We start from the raw sequence: 15,942 nt of genomic DNA, 5'->3' as shown, positions 1-15,942 counted from the left end.
ACACCGACCGAGGAGAACGACATGCCCGCATTCACCTACACCGCCCGCGGTGTCACCTCAGAGTCGCCGACCGTGGTCTTCGTCTCCGCCCTGTTCGCGGGCGGCTGGATCTGGGACCACCCCCTCGAGCACCTCGCCGCTCGGGGTCTCGGCGTGCTGGCGCTGGATCAGCCCGTGTGCGAGGTGGACTCCACGATCGCGGGGTCGATCGAGAAGCTGGGCGACGAGGTGATCGCCTGCTGCGACGAGGCCGGGGCGGGCCGGATCGTCGTGTGCGCCAACTCGCTCGGCGGGCTCGTCGCGCTCGATCTGGCCATGCGGCACCCGGACCGGGTCGTCGCCCTGGCGATCAGCGGGGCCCCGGGGTTGACGCCGGATCCGGACGTGGGGCTGGGGATGGACCGCCGGACGGGCAACACCCCGCGCGGGCCGGAGTTCGAGGAGCGGATGCTGGCCGCGCTGTTCCACCGGGGCCGGCACTTCACCGACGAGCAGCTGCGCGAATGTGGCGAGCTGCTGGCGCGACCCAGCTCCATGGTGAGCATGGCGCGCAGCCTGCGGGCCACCCGCAAGTACCCCATCAGGGACGCGCTGGCCGCGGTCACGTGTCCCAGCCGGATGATCTGGGGCCGGCACGACCGGATGACCCCCGTCGACTCGTGGTCCGAGGCCACCGCGGGGCTCGATCACTTCCAGATGGAGATCATCGAGGACTGCGGGCACATCCCGATGCTCGAGAAGGCGGAGCAGTACACCAGTTCGCTGACAGACTTCCTCGATCACGAGGTCGGGGTCCGCACATGAGTCGGGACGTGCTCCTGGGAGTGGACCTGGTCGACATCTCCCGGATGGAACGGCCCCGGCGCGATCTGGGGCCGCACTTCCGCAAGACACTGGGTTCCGGCCTCCACGCCGCCCGGGAGGCGGGGTCGACAGTCGAACTGGCCGCCGACTTCTCCGTACGCGAGAGCCTGATCAAGGCCGTGGGCGGACGGTTCCCGGGGATGAGCCTGAACGACCTCCGGCCCGACGACCCGGGGACCGGGACCGGGTACGGCGAGTACCTCCTGCTGTCCGTCGCGGAGCAGATGAGGCAGACCACGGACTTCTGCCTCTCCCACCGGGGCAGGTACCTCCTGGAGGGGCCCACCGCCGTGCACGCGGCCGCCCGCATGGGCGATCAGGACGGGGCTCGACCGGTCGGATACGTGGGCTGGGGCGAGAGGGCCGACCAACTCGTCTCGATCGTGATCGTGATCAACGAATCCCCAACTAAGGACGCCGACTCATGACCCTGACCGCACACTCACCCACGAACCACCCCGTCACGGAGGTCCGCCCCGTCTCCGAGGTCCGCCCGGGCCAGGACGCCCAGGCCGCGCTGGACCAGGCACCTGCCGGAGGCGAGGTGCGACTGTTGGCCGGTGAACACCGCGGACCCCTGTGGGTGCGGCGCTCGGACGTTCGCCTGCGCGGGGAGGGCGCGCATCTGACGCGGATCGTGCCCGGCGCCCACACCGAGGTGGACGTCCCTCGGCTCCACGACGCACCGCCCAGTGTGCTGAGCGGGGTCGTGGTCCACGGCGACGATCTCTCCGGGGTCAGCGTGGAGGCGCTGACCGTCGAGGGGTTCACCGGCGCGGGGGTCTACGCCCACTCGGTGTCCGGGATCAGGGTCGTCGGGGTGCACGCAATCAACGACGACGTCTGGGGCGTCTACGTCCGCGAGTCCGAGGCCGTCGAGGTGGTCGGCTGCACGACCACCGGCGCCCAGTACGCCGGGATCGGGCTGAGCTTCTGTCCGGACTCCCGGGCCCGGATCGCCGACTGCATGTCCCACGGCAACGCGTTCGGGGTGTTCGTGGACAACTCCTCGGGGGCCGTGGTGGACCGGTGCACCGCGACCGGAAACGCCATCGGGGTGTTGATGCTCAACCAGGTCTACGAGGGCGAGCCCGAGGGTGGCGTGCGTGACTGCCTGGTCACCGGATGCACCCTCGTGGCCAACGGACTCAGCGCCGGGGTGGAGGACGAGGGCCTGGGCGCCGCCGGCCCGCCGATCTCGGGGGTGGGGATCGGACTCGTCGGCGTGGAGCGGGTCGCGGTGGTGGGCAACGAGATCCGCGGGAACGTGCCGAGCGGCCCGTCCGTCATGGAGGGTGCGGTGTCGATCAGCTCGTCCGCCGCGTTCGGCGGTGACGACCCCCGGGACGTCACGGTCATGTGGAACTCATTCGACGCCAACGAGCCACGTGACGTTCACGGCGACGACACCCGATCCCGACAGAGGTTCACCCACAATCGATTTGGGGTCAGCTGGGCCGACGGCGTGCCCGGGCAGCTATGACCATTCGGTCGACCGCTGGACAGACGACCACAGGCCCGGGCACCGGGCCGGAAGGAACTGACGGCAGAATGCATGCTCTGAGCTGCGAGAACCTGACCAAGCGCTTCGGCGACACCGTCGCCGTGGACGGGGTGAGCCTGACCGTGGCCCCGGGGGAGGCCTACGGCCTGCTCGGGCCCAACGGTGCCGGCAAGTCCACCGCCATCAGCATGATCGTGGGCCTGCTGCCCCCGGACTCCGGCTCCGTCCACATCGGCCGGATCGACATGGGGGCCGAGCCCCTCGAGGCCAAGAAGCGCATCGGCTACGTCCCCCAGGAGATCGCCCTGTACCCGGAGCTCTCCGCGCGGGAGAACCTCCGGTTCTTCGGCCGGCTCTATGGACTGAGCGGCGCGGCGCTGCGCGGCCGGATCGACGAGGTCCTGGACCTGGTGGGTCTGACGGACCGAGCCAAGGACAAGGTGAGCACGTACTCGGGCGGGATGAAGCGCCGCGTCAACATCGGTGCGGCGCTGCTGCACTCCCCGGACCTGTTGATCCTCGACGAACCCACCGTCGGCGTGGACCCCCAGAGCCGCGACTCGATCCTCAGCGGTGTCGAGGACCTGCTCGCCAGCGGGGAGATCAGCCTGATCTACACCTCCCACTACATGGAGGAGGTCGAGCGACTGTGCGACCGGATGGCGATCATCGACCGGGGTCGGGTCATCGCGGAGGGGACCAAGGCCGAGCTCGTCGCGCGGGTGGGTGGTGACGACAAGGTCGCCGTCACCCTGGACGGGGACATCGACTCCGCTAGGCGGCGGATCGAGTCCCTCCCTCAGGTCAACGGGGTCTCCCGGGTGGGCGACGACTCGCTGCTCCTCACCGCGCAGGACGGGCGGTCACTCCTCCCGGTCCTGCTCGGGGCCCTCGCCGGCGAGGCCGCGATCACGTCCTTCGACGTGGACGAGCCGGACCTCGAGGCCACGTTCCTGCACCTCACCGGCAACTCACTCAGGGACTGATCGCCGGTGATGATGCGTTCGATCACGGTGCTCGCGGGCAGGGAGTTCGCGTCCCAGCTACGCAGCGGGACGTTGATCCTCGTCGGAGTGGTGGCCCCGGTACTGCTGGCCGTGCTGTTCGGCTTCGCGCTCGGCGGCAGCGACACCACGGAACCGTCCCGGGTCGGGGTCGTGGACCTCGACGGTGGCGAGTTCGCCTCGAGCATGCAGGACGAGGTGCTGGCCAGCGAGGAGCTGTCCGACATCATCACCCTCGAGGAGGTGGGGACGGTATCCGAGGCGCAGGGCGCCGTGGACACCGGTGAGCTCGGCTCCGCCATCGTCTTCACCGAGGGCTTCACCGAGACCGTCCGCGCCGGTGAGGGCGGGGTCGTCGAGGTGCTGGAGTCCGCGTCGAATCCCGTCGCCGGCGTGGTGGCCACGTCGGTGGTGGACCAGATGTCCGCACTCGTCCAGGCCCGCACCCTGTCGGTGCGGACCGCCACCGCCGCCGGGGTGCCGACGAGCGAGGTGCAGGAGTTCGTCGAGGCCAACGGCGCGGACGGCCCCTCGCTCTCGCTGGTCGACGCGGCGATGGCCGACGGCGCCGTGGACATGTCGGTCTTCTACGCCTCGGGCATCGCCGCACTGTTCGCCTTCCTCGTGGTGGGCACCGCCGCGCGCAGTCTCCTGCTCGAGCGCCGGATCGGGGTGCTCGCCCGGGTCCAGGCCTCGCCGGTGCCGGGATGGGCGTTGGTGTTCTCCAAAGCGATAGTGGGCTTTGCCGCGGCGCTGCTGTCCATGTGCTCGACCTGGGTCGCCTCGGTCCTGATCTTCGGCCAGAGCTGGGGATACCCGCCCGCGGTGTTCCTGCTGTTCGCCGCGCACTGCCTGGCGGCGACGGCACTGACGATGCTGGTGGCCACCGGCGCCCGGACCGACGCGCAGGCCGACGGCTACGTCCTGGTCCTGAGCTTCACCTTCGGCTTCCTCGGCGGCAGCCTCATCCCGATCTTCCAGCTGCCCGACGCTCTACAGGTCCTGTCCCGGTTCACCCCCAACGGCTGGACAGCCAACGGGTTGGGCTCACTGGTCGTCTCCGGGGGAGGGATCGACTCGATCCTCCTGCCCGTGGCCGTGCTCCTGGCCATCAGCGCGGTCGCCGCAGTCGCGGCCGGCCTGCGATTCCGGAAGGGACTCCTGCGATGACGACCGACACCCTGACCGATATCCCGACCGACCGCACCGACCGCGGTGGGGCCCACGACCGGCGGGGAGGGGACGGCCTCCGCCCGGCCGCGGTCGCGGCCATCGTGTGGGCCAACCTGCTCCGCCAGTCCCGTGACCGGGTCGGCATGTTCTTCATCGTGATCATGCCGTTCGTCGCGATCGTCTTTGTCGGCTTCACCATCGGCGCCGCCGGCTCCTCGTCGATGCCGATCGGTGTGGTGGCGGCGGAGGACGACCCGGTGGCGGCCCGGGTCCTGGTCGAGCTGGAACAGTCCGAGGGCCTGGAGGTCCAACGGTTCGACGACGTGGCGGCGCTCGACAAGGGGGTCCGCGAGGGCTCGCTGGCAGCGGGGCTGTCCATCCCCTCCGGGAGCACCGAGTTCCCGGTCACCTATTCCGGCACCTCGGGGACCGGCGCGGCCGCACGCGGGACGATCGACGGCGCCGTCTCCCGGGTCTCCGCGGAGATGGAGGCCACGCGCGCCGCCGAGACCGCCGGGGCCGACCCCGAGGAGGCGGCCCGCCTGGTCGCCGAGGCACAGGCCACCACCACCCCTGTCGAGATCGCGGGTTCGGGTGGGGACGACAGGCCGCAGGGGTTCGCCTACACCGCTCCGGCGAATCTCGTCCTGTTCACCTTCATCAACTCGATGGCGGTGGCCGCCGCCCTGGTCGAGAGCCGCAAACTGGGGATGGTGCGCAGGATCCTGGCCGGACCCGTCACCAAGCGGGCGGTGCTGTTCGGTGAGGCGCTGAGCCGGTTCCTCATCGCGGCGCTGCAGGCCGTCCTGATCATCGCCGTGAGTTCACTGGTGTTCGGCGTGGCCTGGGGCGAACCGCTCGCGGTGGCGGTGGTGGTGGGCGTGTTCTGCCTGGTGGCCACGGGCGCGGCCATGCTCGTCGGCTCCCTGGTGTCCTCGCCTACCCAGCCGGCCGTCATCGGTCCCACCCTGGGGATCATCCTGGGCATGCTCGGCGGGTGTCTGTGGCCCAAGGAGGTCGCCCCGGACTTCCTCAACACGATCGGGTACCTCTTCCCCCACGCCTGGGCGATGGACGCGCTGATCAGCCTGTCCGACGGCCGGGCCGGCCTGACCGCGGTCCTGCCGGAGGTGGCCGTCCTCAGCGCGATGGCGGCCGCGTTGCTCGGGCTCGCACTGTGGCTGTTCGACAAGCGCGCCCTCAGGGACGGATGAGCAGGGCGTGAAGGGAATCATCCTCGCGGGCGGTACCGGGTCGCGGCTCGCGCCGGTCTCCACGGCGGTGAGCAAGCAACTCGTCCCCGTCTACGACAAGCCGATGATCTACTACCCGCTCACCACGCTCATGCTCGCCGGGATCCGGGAGGTCCTGGTGATCACGACCCCACAGGAGCAGGAGGCGTTCCGGCGCCTGCTGGGTGACGGTTCGGAGTTCGGTATCCGCATCGACTACGCGGTGCAGCCCTCGCCCGACGGTCTGGCCCAGGCGTTCGTGATCGGCGCCGACCACATCGGCCGGGACCCGGTGGCACTGGTCCTGGGGGACAACATCTTCTACGGACCGGGCATGGGAAGCCAGCTGCGACGGTTCGCCGACGTGGACGGCGGCGCCGTGTTCGCCTACTGGGTCGCGGACCCGAGCGCGTACGCCGTGGTGGATTTCGACTCCGACGGCCGGGCGGTCTCACTCGAGGAGAAGCCCGCCCGGCCGCGGTCCCAATACGCGGTGCCGGGCTTGTATTTCTACAGCCCCGACGTCGTGGACGTGGCCCGGGGGGTGGAGCGCTCCGCGCGCGGCGAGTACGAGATCACCGACGTCAACCGCCACTACCTGGAGGCGGGTCGGCTGAGGGTGGAGACCCTGCCCCGGGGGACGGCGTGGCTGGACACCGGGACCCACGATTCGATGCTCGACGCCTCGAACTTCGTCCGCACCATCGAGGACCGGCAGGGCCTCAAGATCGGGTGCCCGGAGGAGGTGGGCTGGCGACTCGGGCTGATCAGTGACGAGCAGCTGTGCCGCAGGGGATCGGCCCTGAGCAAGTCCGGCTACGGCGGCTACCTGCTCGGGCTGGTGGAACGCTGCGGGGAGCCGGTGGGCCCGGGGGTCCAAATCTGAGCGGTCACATCGCTCGTTGAGGCGAAAGGGAGGTTCACCTGGTCAGGCCGCCGACGGCGCGCTTCCTCGTCACCACCGTCGCCGGGGGCGCGGGCTCCGTCAGTCGATCACGTGATCTGCCCGGCCACCATCTGTCCCCACTGCTCCGCGCGGGCCTCTTCGCCCTCGAGCAGCTGGGTCTGGGTGTCGACCAGGAAGCTCTCCGGTTCGGCGACGAGGGTGAACCCCAGGCTTTTCAGCTTCTTTGAGATCCCCTTGGATGCTCGACCGGTGAGGATCGCGGGCTTGTCGACCCGGGTATCGAACGCGGCAGCAGCCCCCTCGCGCCGGGAGAGCTCGCCGAGCCAGTCCCTGATCCCCGCGCCGGCCGCATCGGGCTCCACAGTGAGGGCACTGTCCGGCTCGGCGGCGGCCTCGACCGCGCCACGCCGGGTCGAGTCGCGACTCATCCCGTGGACATGGGTGGGGCCACCCACGATCACGAGGTCGTAGACGGAGGTGTCCTCGTCTATCGCGTGCGAGACGGGGACTGTCGTGGCGTCTCCCACCTGCGCGACGCCGCGTGCGATCGCGTTGGCAATGTCGTGGGTGCAGCCGTACATCGATTCAAAAACGATCAGTGCGCGCATTTCGTGTGCCACCCCGCTCGAGTCGGCGGTGAGGGCGCGTAGCCGTTGACGGGCCTTCACCTCGGTTTATCACTCGATCTTCATCCTTCACCGCGTCGGTGGCGAGCGCAATGGGGTGGGGGTGTCAGGGGCGCACCGTCCAGAGGCTGCGGTTCCGTCAAGGTTTGGGGTGCGGCCACCCGCGTCACGCGCGTGCCCGCCCTGTGGTCGCCTCTGCGTGGCCCAACTTCGCCCATCCACTACCCAAGTGAAGTCAGTTCATTTACCGTGGGTGTGAACTGGCCCACACAACGATCGGTAGGGATCGCATGACCGACACGGCGATGAACGACACAGCATCCAACAACACGACGACCGGCAACGTAGCGCAGGGCAACCGCGAGGTCCGACTGGTCAGGCACCCCGACGGCGCGCTGGCGGTGGACGACCTCGAGGTGGTGCCCACCGAGATGCCGACCATGGCTCCGGGGCACGTGCTCATCCGCAACACGCTGCTCTCCGTGGACGCGGCCACCCGGCTGCGGCTCGATCCCGTCTCGCCTCCCGGATACCTGCCGGCCCTCAAGCCGGGGGAGGCGCTCGCCGGGATGGTGGTCGGCGAGGTGGTCGAGTCGGACGCGGAGGGGTACGCACCCGGGGACCTGGTGCACCACGACCTCGGGTACCGCGAATACGCCCTGGTCGATCCGGATAACCAGGCCCTCGGCGTGGCCGGCGCGCTGTCCAAGCTGGACCGCGAGCTGGGCCCGCCCGAGCTACAGGTGGGGCTGCTCGGCATGACCGGGCTCACGGCGTGGGCGGGGATGTTCGTGGTGGCGTCCCTCAAGCCGGACGACGTCGTGTGGATCTCCGCGGCCGCCGGCGCGGTGGGCAGCGTCGCGGCGCAGCTCGCCAAGGCGCACGGCTGCCGAGTGATCGGCAGCGCCGGCAGTGCCGAGAAGGTCACCTACCTCAAGGATGTGCTCGGGCTCGACGCGGCGTTCAACTGGCGCGACGGGTTGGACGAGCCGCTGAGTGAGTTCGAGCCCGACGGCATCGACGTGTACTTCGACAGCGTCGGTGGTGACCACCTCAAAGCCGCGCTCACTCACCTGCGCCCGCTCGGCCGGGTCGCCCTGTGTGGCGCGATCGCCGGCTATGACGGTCAGCCGCCGGCCGCTCCCGACAACCTCTTCAACGCCACCACCAAGGACATCAATCTGCGTGGCTTCCTCGCGGGCACGTTCGCGGACCGGCTCCCCGAGGCCAGGAAGCACCTCGCGGAGCTGTGGCGATCGGGCGACCTGAACCTGGACCTCGCGAAGTATGAGGGCCTGGAGTCCGCGCCGCAGGCGATCGTGGACATGCTCTCCGGGCGGACGACGGGCAAGTGCGTGGTGGTGCTGGGCTGAGGGTCCCTTGGACGACGACGACGAGGTCGGCCGCAAGTGGGTGGTGCCATCCGCGCGATCTGCCCCTCGGATTGCGATCCGCCCTCGGAGCTATGGGGGCGAATCGTGATCCGAGGAGCACGTCGTGAGCTGGACGTGGTTACCCAAGGGAAGACCCGGTTCGCCACCCCACGACCGGATTGTTGAATCCGGAACACACGCAGCACACCTCGGCGGGACGCGGGCAGAGAGGACACGTAGGCCCGTCAGGGCGCGTAACCGGCCCGCGGTTTAACCCCGGTCCCGGCGACCGCCTCCGTGATCGCACGCAGTGCGGCATCCGGGTCATCGACGTGCAGCCGCAGCACGGTGACCTCACGCGGGGAGGGCGCACTCCAGGCAAACCCGGGGACGGACGCAGGCACTGGGCGGTCAAGCTCGATGCCCACAGTGGTGCCGTCCGGACCGGCGAGCGTGAGTGCGTTCCCGCCGCGTGCATTGGGCGTGATCTCCGCAGACGTGGGGGAGAGCCGCCGGTCGCGCCGCACTGTCGCGATCGCGTCGAGCGGTACCCGTGCGCAGACGTGCGTGCCGCTGCGCAGCACGAGTTCGCCGCCCTCGATCAGATGCGGCCGCACGATCCGGCCGGCCAGCCATCCGAGTACGAACAGCAGCCCGTAGATCCCGAGCAGGTCAAGCGCCAGCCGTACCTCGGGCCACGGCACCAACAGGTGCACGGCGATCAATTCGATTGACGCCGCGACCGCCATCGCCACCGGGATACCGAGCGTGCCGCGGGAGTAGCCGAGTGCTGCCGCGCCGTCAGGGACGTCTGGCCGCCGCGTCACCCACCGGGCCAGCGAGGCGAGTGTTCGCGCTTCGGTGCCGATCAGTCGTAGATAGGGGTCCTCTGCGGCCAGGGCGCGTAGTGCGTCGGCGCGGGTGCGAGCGTCAGCGCGGTGGGCTCGGTAGCGGCGGACGTAACCGGAGACGGCGATCGCCCCGAGTGGCACCTCGACCGCCAGGAAGAGTGCGAGCGCCGTCGCGGGGCCGATCACCCCTGTGGCCAGGAGAACCGCGTCGGTCACGACGACGACAAGCGCAATCAATGGAACCAGTCTGCTGTTCACGGCCGTACTCCTGATGCAGCGAGCAGGCGGCGCACTACTTCGCGCTGGGCCGGGTCGGGAAGGAGCTGCTCGAGCGTCGGTCCGTGGGTGGCATCGGCGGCATCGTGCTCATCACCCGGCTCGGCCGGCACTCCCGCCACCAGCGCTCGAAGGTCTTGGTCGGCCAGCAGTGCGTCGACGAGGTCTGCGATCTGCGGCTCCACCTCGCTGGGCCGCCGGCCCTCGATCCGGTGGAAGCCAGCGAGTAGGTCGAGGTACCGGGTGCGGCGACCGGCGTCGAAAGCGATGGCGGTGTATGAGGCAGTGAGCTGTACGGGGAAGTCGCCGTTAAGCGCAAGCAGGTCGAGCAGGTCCTGTTCGCGGTCCAGGAGCGCGGTGAGGTCGGGGTCGTCGGGGACCGCGTACCGACAGAGGTCGAGCGCACGCGATACCGGCTCGGGCAGCAGTCCCAGGGGTAGGCCGTCGGCGGCGCGCTGGGCTATCAGGTCGAGGCGTTCGCGCTGGCGGGTGAGAGCGGCGATGCGGGTGTCGATTCCTGAGCGGACGGCGGCCAGATCGTCGGCCATGCTGCCGGGCGCGGTCTCCAGCAGCGCGCTGATCTCGCGCAGGGGCACTCCCGAGTCGGAGAGGAACGCGATCCGGGAGATCCGCACGAGGGCGGTCACGTCGTACTCGCGATATCCGCCGGTGGTTCGCGGGGGCTCGGCGAGCACGCCCGAGCGGTGGTAGTGCCGGATGCTGCGTGCGCTGACTCCGGTCAGCCGGGCGATCTCACCGATTCTCATGAGCTGATCATCAACCTTGACACTGTGGCAAGGTCAAGCGCGCTAGATGTGAGTCGCCGATTGCCGCCCGCAAGAACCTTCGCGGTTCGGCTCCCCGTGGCCGGGATGCATCTCTCAGAGTTGTGGGCGAGGGGCACATGAGGCTGGATAGCGTGCGATCCGTGGACCTGGCGTGGGCAGCGCAGGCGTTGGTGGACATGCTCCGCAGGCGGTGGCGCTCGATTTGCCTCCTCCGGTGCGCGGCACGTAGTTTCACAGACGCAAACGACGCGGGGTGGAGCAGCTCGGTAGCTCGCTGGGCTCATAATCCAGAGGTCGCAGGTTCGAATCCTGTCCCCGCTACTACTGCACACAGGCTCGGTTCCCTCAGGGGAACCGAGCCTTACGTCATTTCGGGGTGGCGCTCCGATGCCAGCGCGCCGATCCTGCGTAGGTGACGATGACGGCCGCTGGTGCCGGCCTGCTCGTCGCTGAATGAGCGCGTGAGAGACGTGCCCCTAGCTGAGTTCGTCCGCCAGCCGAACGGCGGGAATCCAGTCGATACCGAACACCCGGGCCACCTCTGAGAAGGTGGAGGAGTCCGCATCGGTGCTGGTCGCCGAGGCGATCAGGCGGGACAGCATCACCGTCCCCGCTCGCTCCTCGATCGTGCCGGCCGCCGCCAGGAGCGTTATGTAACTATCATAGAAGTGTTGGGTTCCTGCAAATCTACGTACCCGGCGGGAGCGGTGCTCGCACAGCCCTAGCACCGGGCACGATGGCGACTATGTACCTCATCGGGACCGGGCCGAGTGAGCTGCACGCTCACATCGACCTCGACCGCCGCCTGTAACAGCTCGACCTCTTCGACGGCGCCGAGGCATCCGTGGTCTCGACCGCCCACGAGAACGGGCACTGGTCGGTCGTAGCCGAGATCCGACCCGAAACGGCGGGGGAGAGGCGATGACGCCATTTGATGCGAGGTCACTGGGGCGAGCCATCCGCACCGTTCGTCTGGAAACCGGGCTCACGCAGCTCAAACTCGCGCTCGCCATCGGCGTCAGCGGCGGCCACATGAGCATTTGGGAACGGGGCCAGGTCCCCGCCGCCCGAGGCCGTCCGGCTCACACCCCGACCATGAGCCGCGAGCAGCTCGAAGCCATCGCCGATGCTCTGGGATGCACCGCTGCGTACATCGCCGACCGCGCATCCCTGTCGGCCACCACCCGAGTAAGTCTCGGCCTGCAACCGCTCGGCCCCTCCCGCACTCTCGTCGCGGGGATCGCATACGACCTCACCGACGCCGAAGCGGACCGGGCCGCCGACTTCATCGCCGGCCTCATCGCCGCCCGCGACCTGAACTGACCGCCGGTGTCGGAGGGTCCGGTTACGGTCCCGGCGTGGACGAGCTGGTGGACCGAATCCGACAAGCGGCCGACCAGGCAGGCGAGATGCATTTCCTCGAGCTGATGCGCTGGCACCGCGTAGTCGCCGGCCTCCCCGAACCCGACTGGGGAGCCCGCGGCGTCTACCGACTCGCCGTCACCGAGCTAGGCGAAGACAGGGCCGCCGAGCTACTGCACGACCTGCGACGACTGGCCCGTAACCCCCGCCGCTACCGCAACGGCGCCGACGGTAAACCCCGCTACAGAGTGGGCCGCACCGTTAGCGACCAGCACCGCCGCCAGCAATCGATTCGATGAGGCCGGCATCATGCCGGTCCAGGGTGCGAACATTATTAACCGCCCGCGACACCGGACGGGTCCGCAGTGTCGCCGCGACCGCTCGGGACTCGGCATCAAGCAGGTCGAGCAAGTCGGAGGCCTGGTCCTTGGCGATCTTCTCCGGGGACAGCCAGGTGTCCCATGCTCCAGGGGTCAGGAATGCCGGCATCCTGTCGTGGACCTCGCCAGCCGCGTCTTCCCCGGTGCGGGTGATGATCGTGAACGTCGTCTGCCACTCGGCGTCATCACCCTCTCGGTGAAAGGCGAGTAGGCCGGCAGCGAGCAGGAGCTCGTCGCCTGGGGCGTGGACGTAGCTGGGGTTCTTGACCTCTTTGCCGTCCTCGAGGGCCTCTTGCCACTCGTAGTAGCCCGTCATCAAAACTGCGATTCGGGCGGAAGCGAACGCCGAGCGGAACATTCCGTTGGTTGCCACGCCCTCGAGGCGAGCATTGATCGGCCGTGGGCCCTTCTCCTTGGCCCAGGACGGGCGAAAGCCCCATGTCGGTAGGGACGCCTCACGCACCCGCTGATCGCCGATCGAGCGATCCCGGATGACTGGAGCCCGCGTACGGGGAGCCACCGAATACGCCGGCGGCCACTCGAAACCAGGATCGACCCCATCCAAATCGAGGTCCCCAACCAGGGCCGAGCCGGAGATAGCTACCGAGTACCGACCACACATGCCGAGACAGTAACAGTGGGAGCTCTAATCGACCGCTGACCAGCAGACATGACGGAACGCAACTTATCGGCGGCCCTACCCTGGCCAGTGGCTCTTGTACGCACTTGAGGTGCGCTGGAGTGAGCTTGGCCCAGACTGGTTCCATGGCGGGCAGCCGTTTATGACGTTGTCTTGTGGAGTTCGCCGGGCCTCTCTAGTTGTGCTCTAGAGCTTCATTTTCGCTTCGTCGGGATTGCGGCCATGCTCCCAGTGACTGCCGGTACTCGGGGGCTTCGGCTGTCTCGACGAACTCGAGGATGTTCCCGACGCGTTGCAGGAGCACGTCACGGACCTCACTGGGAGTGGCGAAGAAGAATTCCTTGCGTGGGTTTGCCTGGTTGAGAGCTCGGTCCGCAAAGTGCTTGTGTAGGTCGTTCTCGAGTGTGACCGCGTCTTCGGAAAAGAACAGCGCATGGACGTCGAAACGAAACGGTACGGAGGCTCCGCTAAGTTCTGCGATGCGCTCGGCGGGAGCGAGGCGGCGAGTCAACCCGATCTTCACTACTCCTGCCCCGAATGCGCCTTCGTTAGAGATCACGTAGATGTAGCCAGCTCGGATGTTGGCGGCGCGGTAGTCGTTCTGCTCGATTGCCTGGTCAACAGCAGCGAGCCGGGCGATGAGGTCCGCGTCGTCGCGCCCCTGGGTGCGGAGAGATTCCAATGCGTTGGCAAGGTGTGCACGTTCTTTGTCCAGCCGGGAGCGTTCTTCTTCTAGCTCTCGTTGGACGCGTGCCTCCTCACGAAGCCGAGCCCGTTCTTCGCGGGCTGCTTCGCGTTCTGCCTGCTTCTTCATCAACCAGTCGGCGGTGAGTTCAATCTCTTCAACGCGCAACGCATGGAATGCGTCGTCGATGCGCATTTCCATCAGTGCTCCGAGACGCGCGATGGCGGTCCGCGATGCCTCGAGCCGACGTTTTGCGGTGTCGACGTTTCCTGCCCGCAAGGAACGGATGACGTTGTCAGCTTCGGCGTTGTATGCGCGCAGCATTAGCTTGCCCAAGTCCGACGTCATGCGACGTCCCTGGGCGAGTGAGTTGTTCAGTGTGAAGAGATCGGACTTCACAATGGCTCGGCTCTCGCGGATTGAGTCGGCGATCCGGGCTTCGAGCTCCTTAAGGCGCTCCTTGTACGCGGCGGCAGACTCCAGCGGATGATGGTAGCGATAGATACCTGCTGCTTGCAGAACGCGGGCATCGTCGAGATCGATCGGTCGCTCCCCTTCACGAGCAGCCAATGCGCGGCGCAATTCGGCATTCTCGGCTTCCAAGAAAGCGATTCGCGCGTTCGGGTTTTGTTGGGGATCGGCAGGAGGTTACGGTTCGGGTAGGTCTTCGACTTCGGTCGGCGTAGTGGCCTCGTCTGAGTCTGATAGCCATAGCTTCCAACCGGCCGGCGGTTCGGGCCAGGTGGGATCAGGGGTCCATCCGGCCGGTGGCTGCCAGCCGGGTGGGGGCTTAGGCCATCCCGGTGGTGGGTTGAAAATTAGGTTCATGGCTGGCTAGAGGCGCCTGATGCCAGATGGGTTGATCGGGGCCAGACCGTGCGGGTTTTTCGAGACCACCGCGCCGAGATGCTGGAGTGTTACGGCCGGGACAATCTCCGAGAGGTCCAGCTCGTTGAACGAGTCGCGGTCAACGGCTACAGCGGCAAAGGGAACGTAGGTCTCACGCCCTGTGGCGGGACTGATCGTCTCGGTGCCTAGCTCGAGTGAGATGCTGCGAATCAGCCCGCGGCGGTCAGCCTCGAAAACTTCATGCAAGCTACGCAGTGCGACAGCGTGCACGATGCCTGCGTAGCGGTCCTTGGCGGCCTTCTGCGAAAGCTGCGTCTCACCGATTTCGTCGGTGGACTTCGTGTACTTGTACGCCTTAATGGTTGGCACAGTCTCTGGACCAGGCATTGTGACCCGAAGCGTGAGCTCTGCTGTGGCCGGCTCGAACTCGGACTCATGACCCACAGGGAAATGCTCAGGGTAGACAGAGTTGGCCAGCACGATTCCGACATACTCCTGTACTGCCTCGACCGTGCCGTACCCGAGCCCGGCGATCAGTTGGTCTAACTCGTCGTTCTGTTCTCGCGCCGCACGCTCCCTCTCCGCGGACTCCGCCTCATACTGTGCGGTCGCTTTTGCCAGCGCTTGGAGCCGGACGCGCTCAAGCTCGGCATGCTCCGCAGCTTGTGCTGCCTGGCGCGCAGGAAGCGAATCCATCGCGGCCTGCCATGCCTGGTAATCGGCGGCGTAGCGGCGATCAACCTCGGCTTCGGCTGCGGCCAACTTCTTCTTCCGTCCGAACGGGCCTTTCGGTGGCGCAACTTCACGGCGTACGGGAAGTGGAGGCTCCGGGATCGGCGCTGGCGCGGGGACGGGGGTGCGGAGATCTGACCTGGGAAACGGTGGATGTTGGGCGGTCACACGTAAAGCCTCGAGATCGACATAGTCGTCTACGTCAAGGGTTGCCTCCAGAAGCCCGTCCAGTTCTGCATAGTGCTCAGCCAGCTCTGCATTTAGTGACTCCACCCGAGCTTGCATGGCTTCGACATGCGCTGCTCGGGCCTCGCGCTCCAATCGCTTACGGTCAGCTTGCGCGGAGCGCGCCGCAGCCACCTGCGCACGCTCCGCAGCCCGCTGCGCCTGCTCGGCACGCCGTACGGCTGCCACCTGCTGACGGGCTGCTGCACGCTGACGCTGCTCGGCCAGGCGAGCCTGCCGCTGCATCTCTGCGAGGAACCCACGTCGACGAGTCACTAACAACCTCCATAGTGGGATAGCACGCAGACCGGACAGGAGCCGTCGTTGATGATCTGTCCGATGTCATCACTGCGAACACGAAAAGTGGACAACGAGTCCTTATCTTAACGACTATCCAGACAAGGGCCGGGCAGTTCGTCGCGGTCACACCTGGAGCCCCGCCGTTCCTTGGGGTGCCGAGCGTCCGAGCGT

The 15,942-nt window shown here is 67.9% G+C and carries 17 protein-coding genes and 1 tRNA gene; 11 read left to right on the top strand and 7 right to left on the bottom strand.

Annotation, left to right across the window (positions count from 1 at the left end):
* The first annotated feature begins 21 nt into the window (after window positions 1-21).
* The 7 genes from A6048_RS11450 to rfbA all read left to right on the top strand — a co-directional run bounded on the left by A6048_RS11450 (window position 22) and on the right by rfbA (window position 6,663).
* Window positions 22-804, top strand: coding sequence for an alpha/beta fold hydrolase (locus A6048_RS11450; RefSeq protein ID WP_107746562.1), 783 nt, complete (start codon window positions 22-24; stop codon window positions 802-804).
* The gene (locus A6048_RS11445; protein WP_107746563.1) at window positions 801-1,292 is read left to right on the top strand and encodes a holo-ACP synthase; all 492 of its coding nucleotides are present in this window, start codon (window positions 801-803) and stop codon (window positions 1,290-1,292) included. The genes A6048_RS11450 and A6048_RS11445 overlap by 4 nt, the downstream gene beginning before the upstream one ends.
* A complete protein-coding gene (locus tag A6048_RS11440) occupies window positions 1,289-2,347 on the top strand; it encodes a right-handed parallel beta-helix repeat-containing protein (protein WP_107746564.1) in 1,059 nt (352 codons plus the stop codon). The genes A6048_RS11445 and A6048_RS11440 overlap by 4 nt, the downstream gene beginning before the upstream one ends.
* A gap of 68 nt (window positions 2,348-2,415) precedes the next feature.
* On the top strand, window positions 2,416-3,354 hold the full coding sequence (locus A6048_RS11435) for an ABC transporter ATP-binding protein (protein ID WP_107746565.1): 939 nt from the start codon (window positions 2,416-2,418) through the stop codon (window positions 3,352-3,354).
* Window positions 3,355-3,363: 9 nt separating this feature from the next.
* Window positions 3,364-4,542 (top strand): ABC transporter permease, encoded by a 1,179-nt coding sequence (locus A6048_RS11430; RefSeq protein ID WP_107746566.1) that lies wholly within the window; start codon window positions 3,364-3,366, stop codon window positions 4,540-4,542.
* On the top strand, window positions 4,539-5,759 hold the full coding sequence (locus A6048_RS11425; protein ID WP_107746567.1) for an ABC transporter permease: 1,221 nt from the start codon (window positions 4,539-4,541) through the stop codon (window positions 5,757-5,759). Before A6048_RS11430 ends, A6048_RS11425 begins: the two co-directional genes overlap by 4 nt.
* 7 nt (window positions 5,760-5,766) lie before the next feature.
* Window positions 5,767-6,663 carry a glucose-1-phosphate thymidylyltransferase RfbA gene (rfbA, locus tag A6048_RS11420; RefSeq protein WP_107746568.1) on the top strand — a complete coding sequence of 299 codons (897 nt, stop codon included), beginning with the start codon at window positions 5,767-5,769 and terminating at the stop codon, window positions 6,661-6,663.
* A 107-nt stretch (window positions 6,664-6,770) separates the two neighbouring features.
* Here rfbA and A6048_RS11415 read toward each other — a convergent pair whose 3' ends face one another.
* On the bottom strand, window positions 6,771-7,292 hold the full coding sequence (locus tag A6048_RS11415; protein ID WP_107746680.1) for a flavodoxin domain-containing protein: 522 nt from the start codon (window positions 7,290-7,292) through the stop codon (window positions 6,771-6,773).
* 308 nt (window positions 7,293-7,600) lie between these two features.
* Here A6048_RS11415 and A6048_RS11410 point away from each other — a divergent pair, with 308 nt between their 5' ends.
* Entirely contained in the window at window positions 7,601-8,683 is a 1,083-nt protein-coding gene (locus tag A6048_RS11410) for an MDR family NADP-dependent oxidoreductase (protein ID WP_200837319.1), read from the top strand.
* Between the two features lie 245 nt (window positions 8,684-8,928).
* Here A6048_RS11410 and A6048_RS11405 read toward each other — a convergent pair whose 3' ends face one another.
* Window positions 8,929-9,792, bottom strand: a complete 864-nt coding sequence (locus tag A6048_RS11405; RefSeq protein ID WP_107746569.1) for a hypothetical protein — start codon at window positions 9,790-9,792, stop codon at window positions 8,929-8,931.
* Window positions 9,789-10,577, bottom strand: a complete 789-nt coding sequence (locus tag A6048_RS11400; protein ID WP_107746570.1) for a MerR family transcriptional regulator — start codon at window positions 10,575-10,577, stop codon at window positions 9,789-9,791. Before A6048_RS11400 ends, A6048_RS11405 begins: the two co-directional genes overlap by 4 nt.
* Before the next feature lie 268 nt (window positions 10,578-10,845).
* On the opposite strand from A6048_RS11400, the gene A6048_RS11395 reads away from it, so the two are divergent.
* Window positions 10,846-10,919: transfer RNA gene (locus tag A6048_RS11395), tRNA-Met, on the top strand.
* A gap of 155 nt (window positions 10,920-11,074) precedes the next feature.
* On the opposite strand, the gene A6048_RS18800 is transcribed toward A6048_RS11395, so the two are convergent.
* Window positions 11,075-11,203, bottom strand: coding sequence for a hypothetical protein (locus tag A6048_RS18800; RefSeq protein ID WP_268817317.1), 129 nt, complete (start codon window positions 11,201-11,203; stop codon window positions 11,075-11,077).
* Window positions 11,204-11,519: 316 nt separating this feature from the next.
* Between A6048_RS18800 and A6048_RS11390 the strand changes: the two genes are divergently transcribed.
* Complete coding sequence (locus A6048_RS11390) at window positions 11,520-11,921, top strand: helix-turn-helix domain-containing protein (RefSeq protein WP_107746571.1); 402 nt, start codon at window positions 11,520-11,522, stop codon at window positions 11,919-11,921.
* A 35-nt stretch (window positions 11,922-11,956) separates the two neighbouring features.
* Window positions 11,957-12,259: a hypothetical protein gene (locus A6048_RS18285; RefSeq protein WP_146166335.1), complete on the top strand. Its 303-nt coding sequence runs from the start codon at window positions 11,957-11,959 to the stop codon at window positions 12,257-12,259.
* Here the strand turns inward: A6048_RS18285 and A6048_RS11385 are convergent.
* The 3 genes from A6048_RS11385 to A6048_RS11375 form a co-directional block, all read right to left on the bottom strand.
* Window positions 12,222-12,962: an SOS response-associated peptidase gene (locus A6048_RS11385; protein ID WP_107746572.1), complete on the bottom strand. Its 741-nt coding sequence runs from the start codon at window positions 12,960-12,962 to the stop codon at window positions 12,222-12,224. The two genes, A6048_RS18285 and A6048_RS11385, sit on opposite strands and share 38 nt — an antisense overlap.
* Before the next feature lie 193 nt (window positions 12,963-13,155).
* Window positions 13,156-14,268, bottom strand: a complete 1,113-nt coding sequence (locus A6048_RS11380) for an SNIPE associated domain-containing protein (RefSeq protein ID WP_182640861.1) — start codon at window positions 14,266-14,268, stop codon at window positions 13,156-13,158.
* 231 nt (window positions 14,269-14,499) lie between these two features.
* Entirely contained in the window at window positions 14,500-15,747 is a 1,248-nt protein-coding gene (locus tag A6048_RS11375) for a hypothetical protein (RefSeq protein WP_235027359.1), read from the bottom strand.
* Window positions 15,748-15,942 lie beyond the last annotated feature (195 nt).

The organism is Dietzia psychralcaliphila (genome assembly GCF_003096095.1).
Lineage (GTDB): Bacteria > Actinomycetota > Actinomycetes > Mycobacteriales > Mycobacteriaceae > Dietzia > Dietzia psychralcaliphila.
The sequence above is the reverse complement of the archived record's forward strand: the minus strand, read 5'-3'. Positions and strand labels throughout refer to the sequence as shown.

Bases quoted from the DNA above. Each gene is read 5' to 3' on its own strand.
- A6048_RS11435 (WP_107746565.1), top strand. From the start codon at position 2,416: ATGCATGCTCTGAGCTGCGAGAACCTGACCAAGCGCTTCGGCGACACC.
- A6048_RS11450 (WP_107746562.1), top strand. From the start codon at position 22: ATGCCCGCATTCACCTACACCGCCCGCGGTGTCACCTCAGAGTCGCCG.
- A6048_RS11425 (WP_107746567.1), top strand. From the start codon at position 4,539: ATGACGACCGACACCCTGACCGATATCCCGACCGACCGCACCGACCGC.
- A6048_RS11445 (WP_107746563.1), top strand. From the start codon at position 801: ATGAGTCGGGACGTGCTCCTGGGAGTGGACCTGGTCGACATCTCCCGG.
- A6048_RS11440 (WP_107746564.1), top strand. From the start codon at position 1,289: ATGACCCTGACCGCACACTCACCCACGAACCACCCCGTCACGGAGGTC.
- A6048_RS11415 (WP_107746680.1), bottom strand. From the start codon at position 7,292: ATGCGCGCACTGATCGTTTTTGAATCGATGTACGGCTGCACCCACGAC.
- A6048_RS11430 (WP_107746566.1), top strand. From the start codon at position 3,364: ATGATGCGTTCGATCACGGTGCTCGCGGGCAGGGAGTTCGCGTCCCAG.
- A6048_RS11385 (WP_107746572.1), bottom strand. From the start codon at position 12,962: ATGTGTGGTCGGTACTCGGTAGCTATCTCCGGCTCGGCCCTGGTTGGG.
- A6048_RS11390 (WP_107746571.1), top strand. From the start codon at position 11,520: ATGACGCCATTTGATGCGAGGTCACTGGGGCGAGCCATCCGCACCGTT.
- A6048_RS11410 (WP_200837319.1), top strand. From the start codon at position 7,601: ATGACCGACACGGCGATGAACGACACAGCATCCAACAACACGACGACC.
- A6048_RS11400 (WP_107746570.1), bottom strand. From the start codon at position 10,577: ATGAGAATCGGTGAGATCGCCCGGCTGACCGGAGTCAGCGCACGCAGC.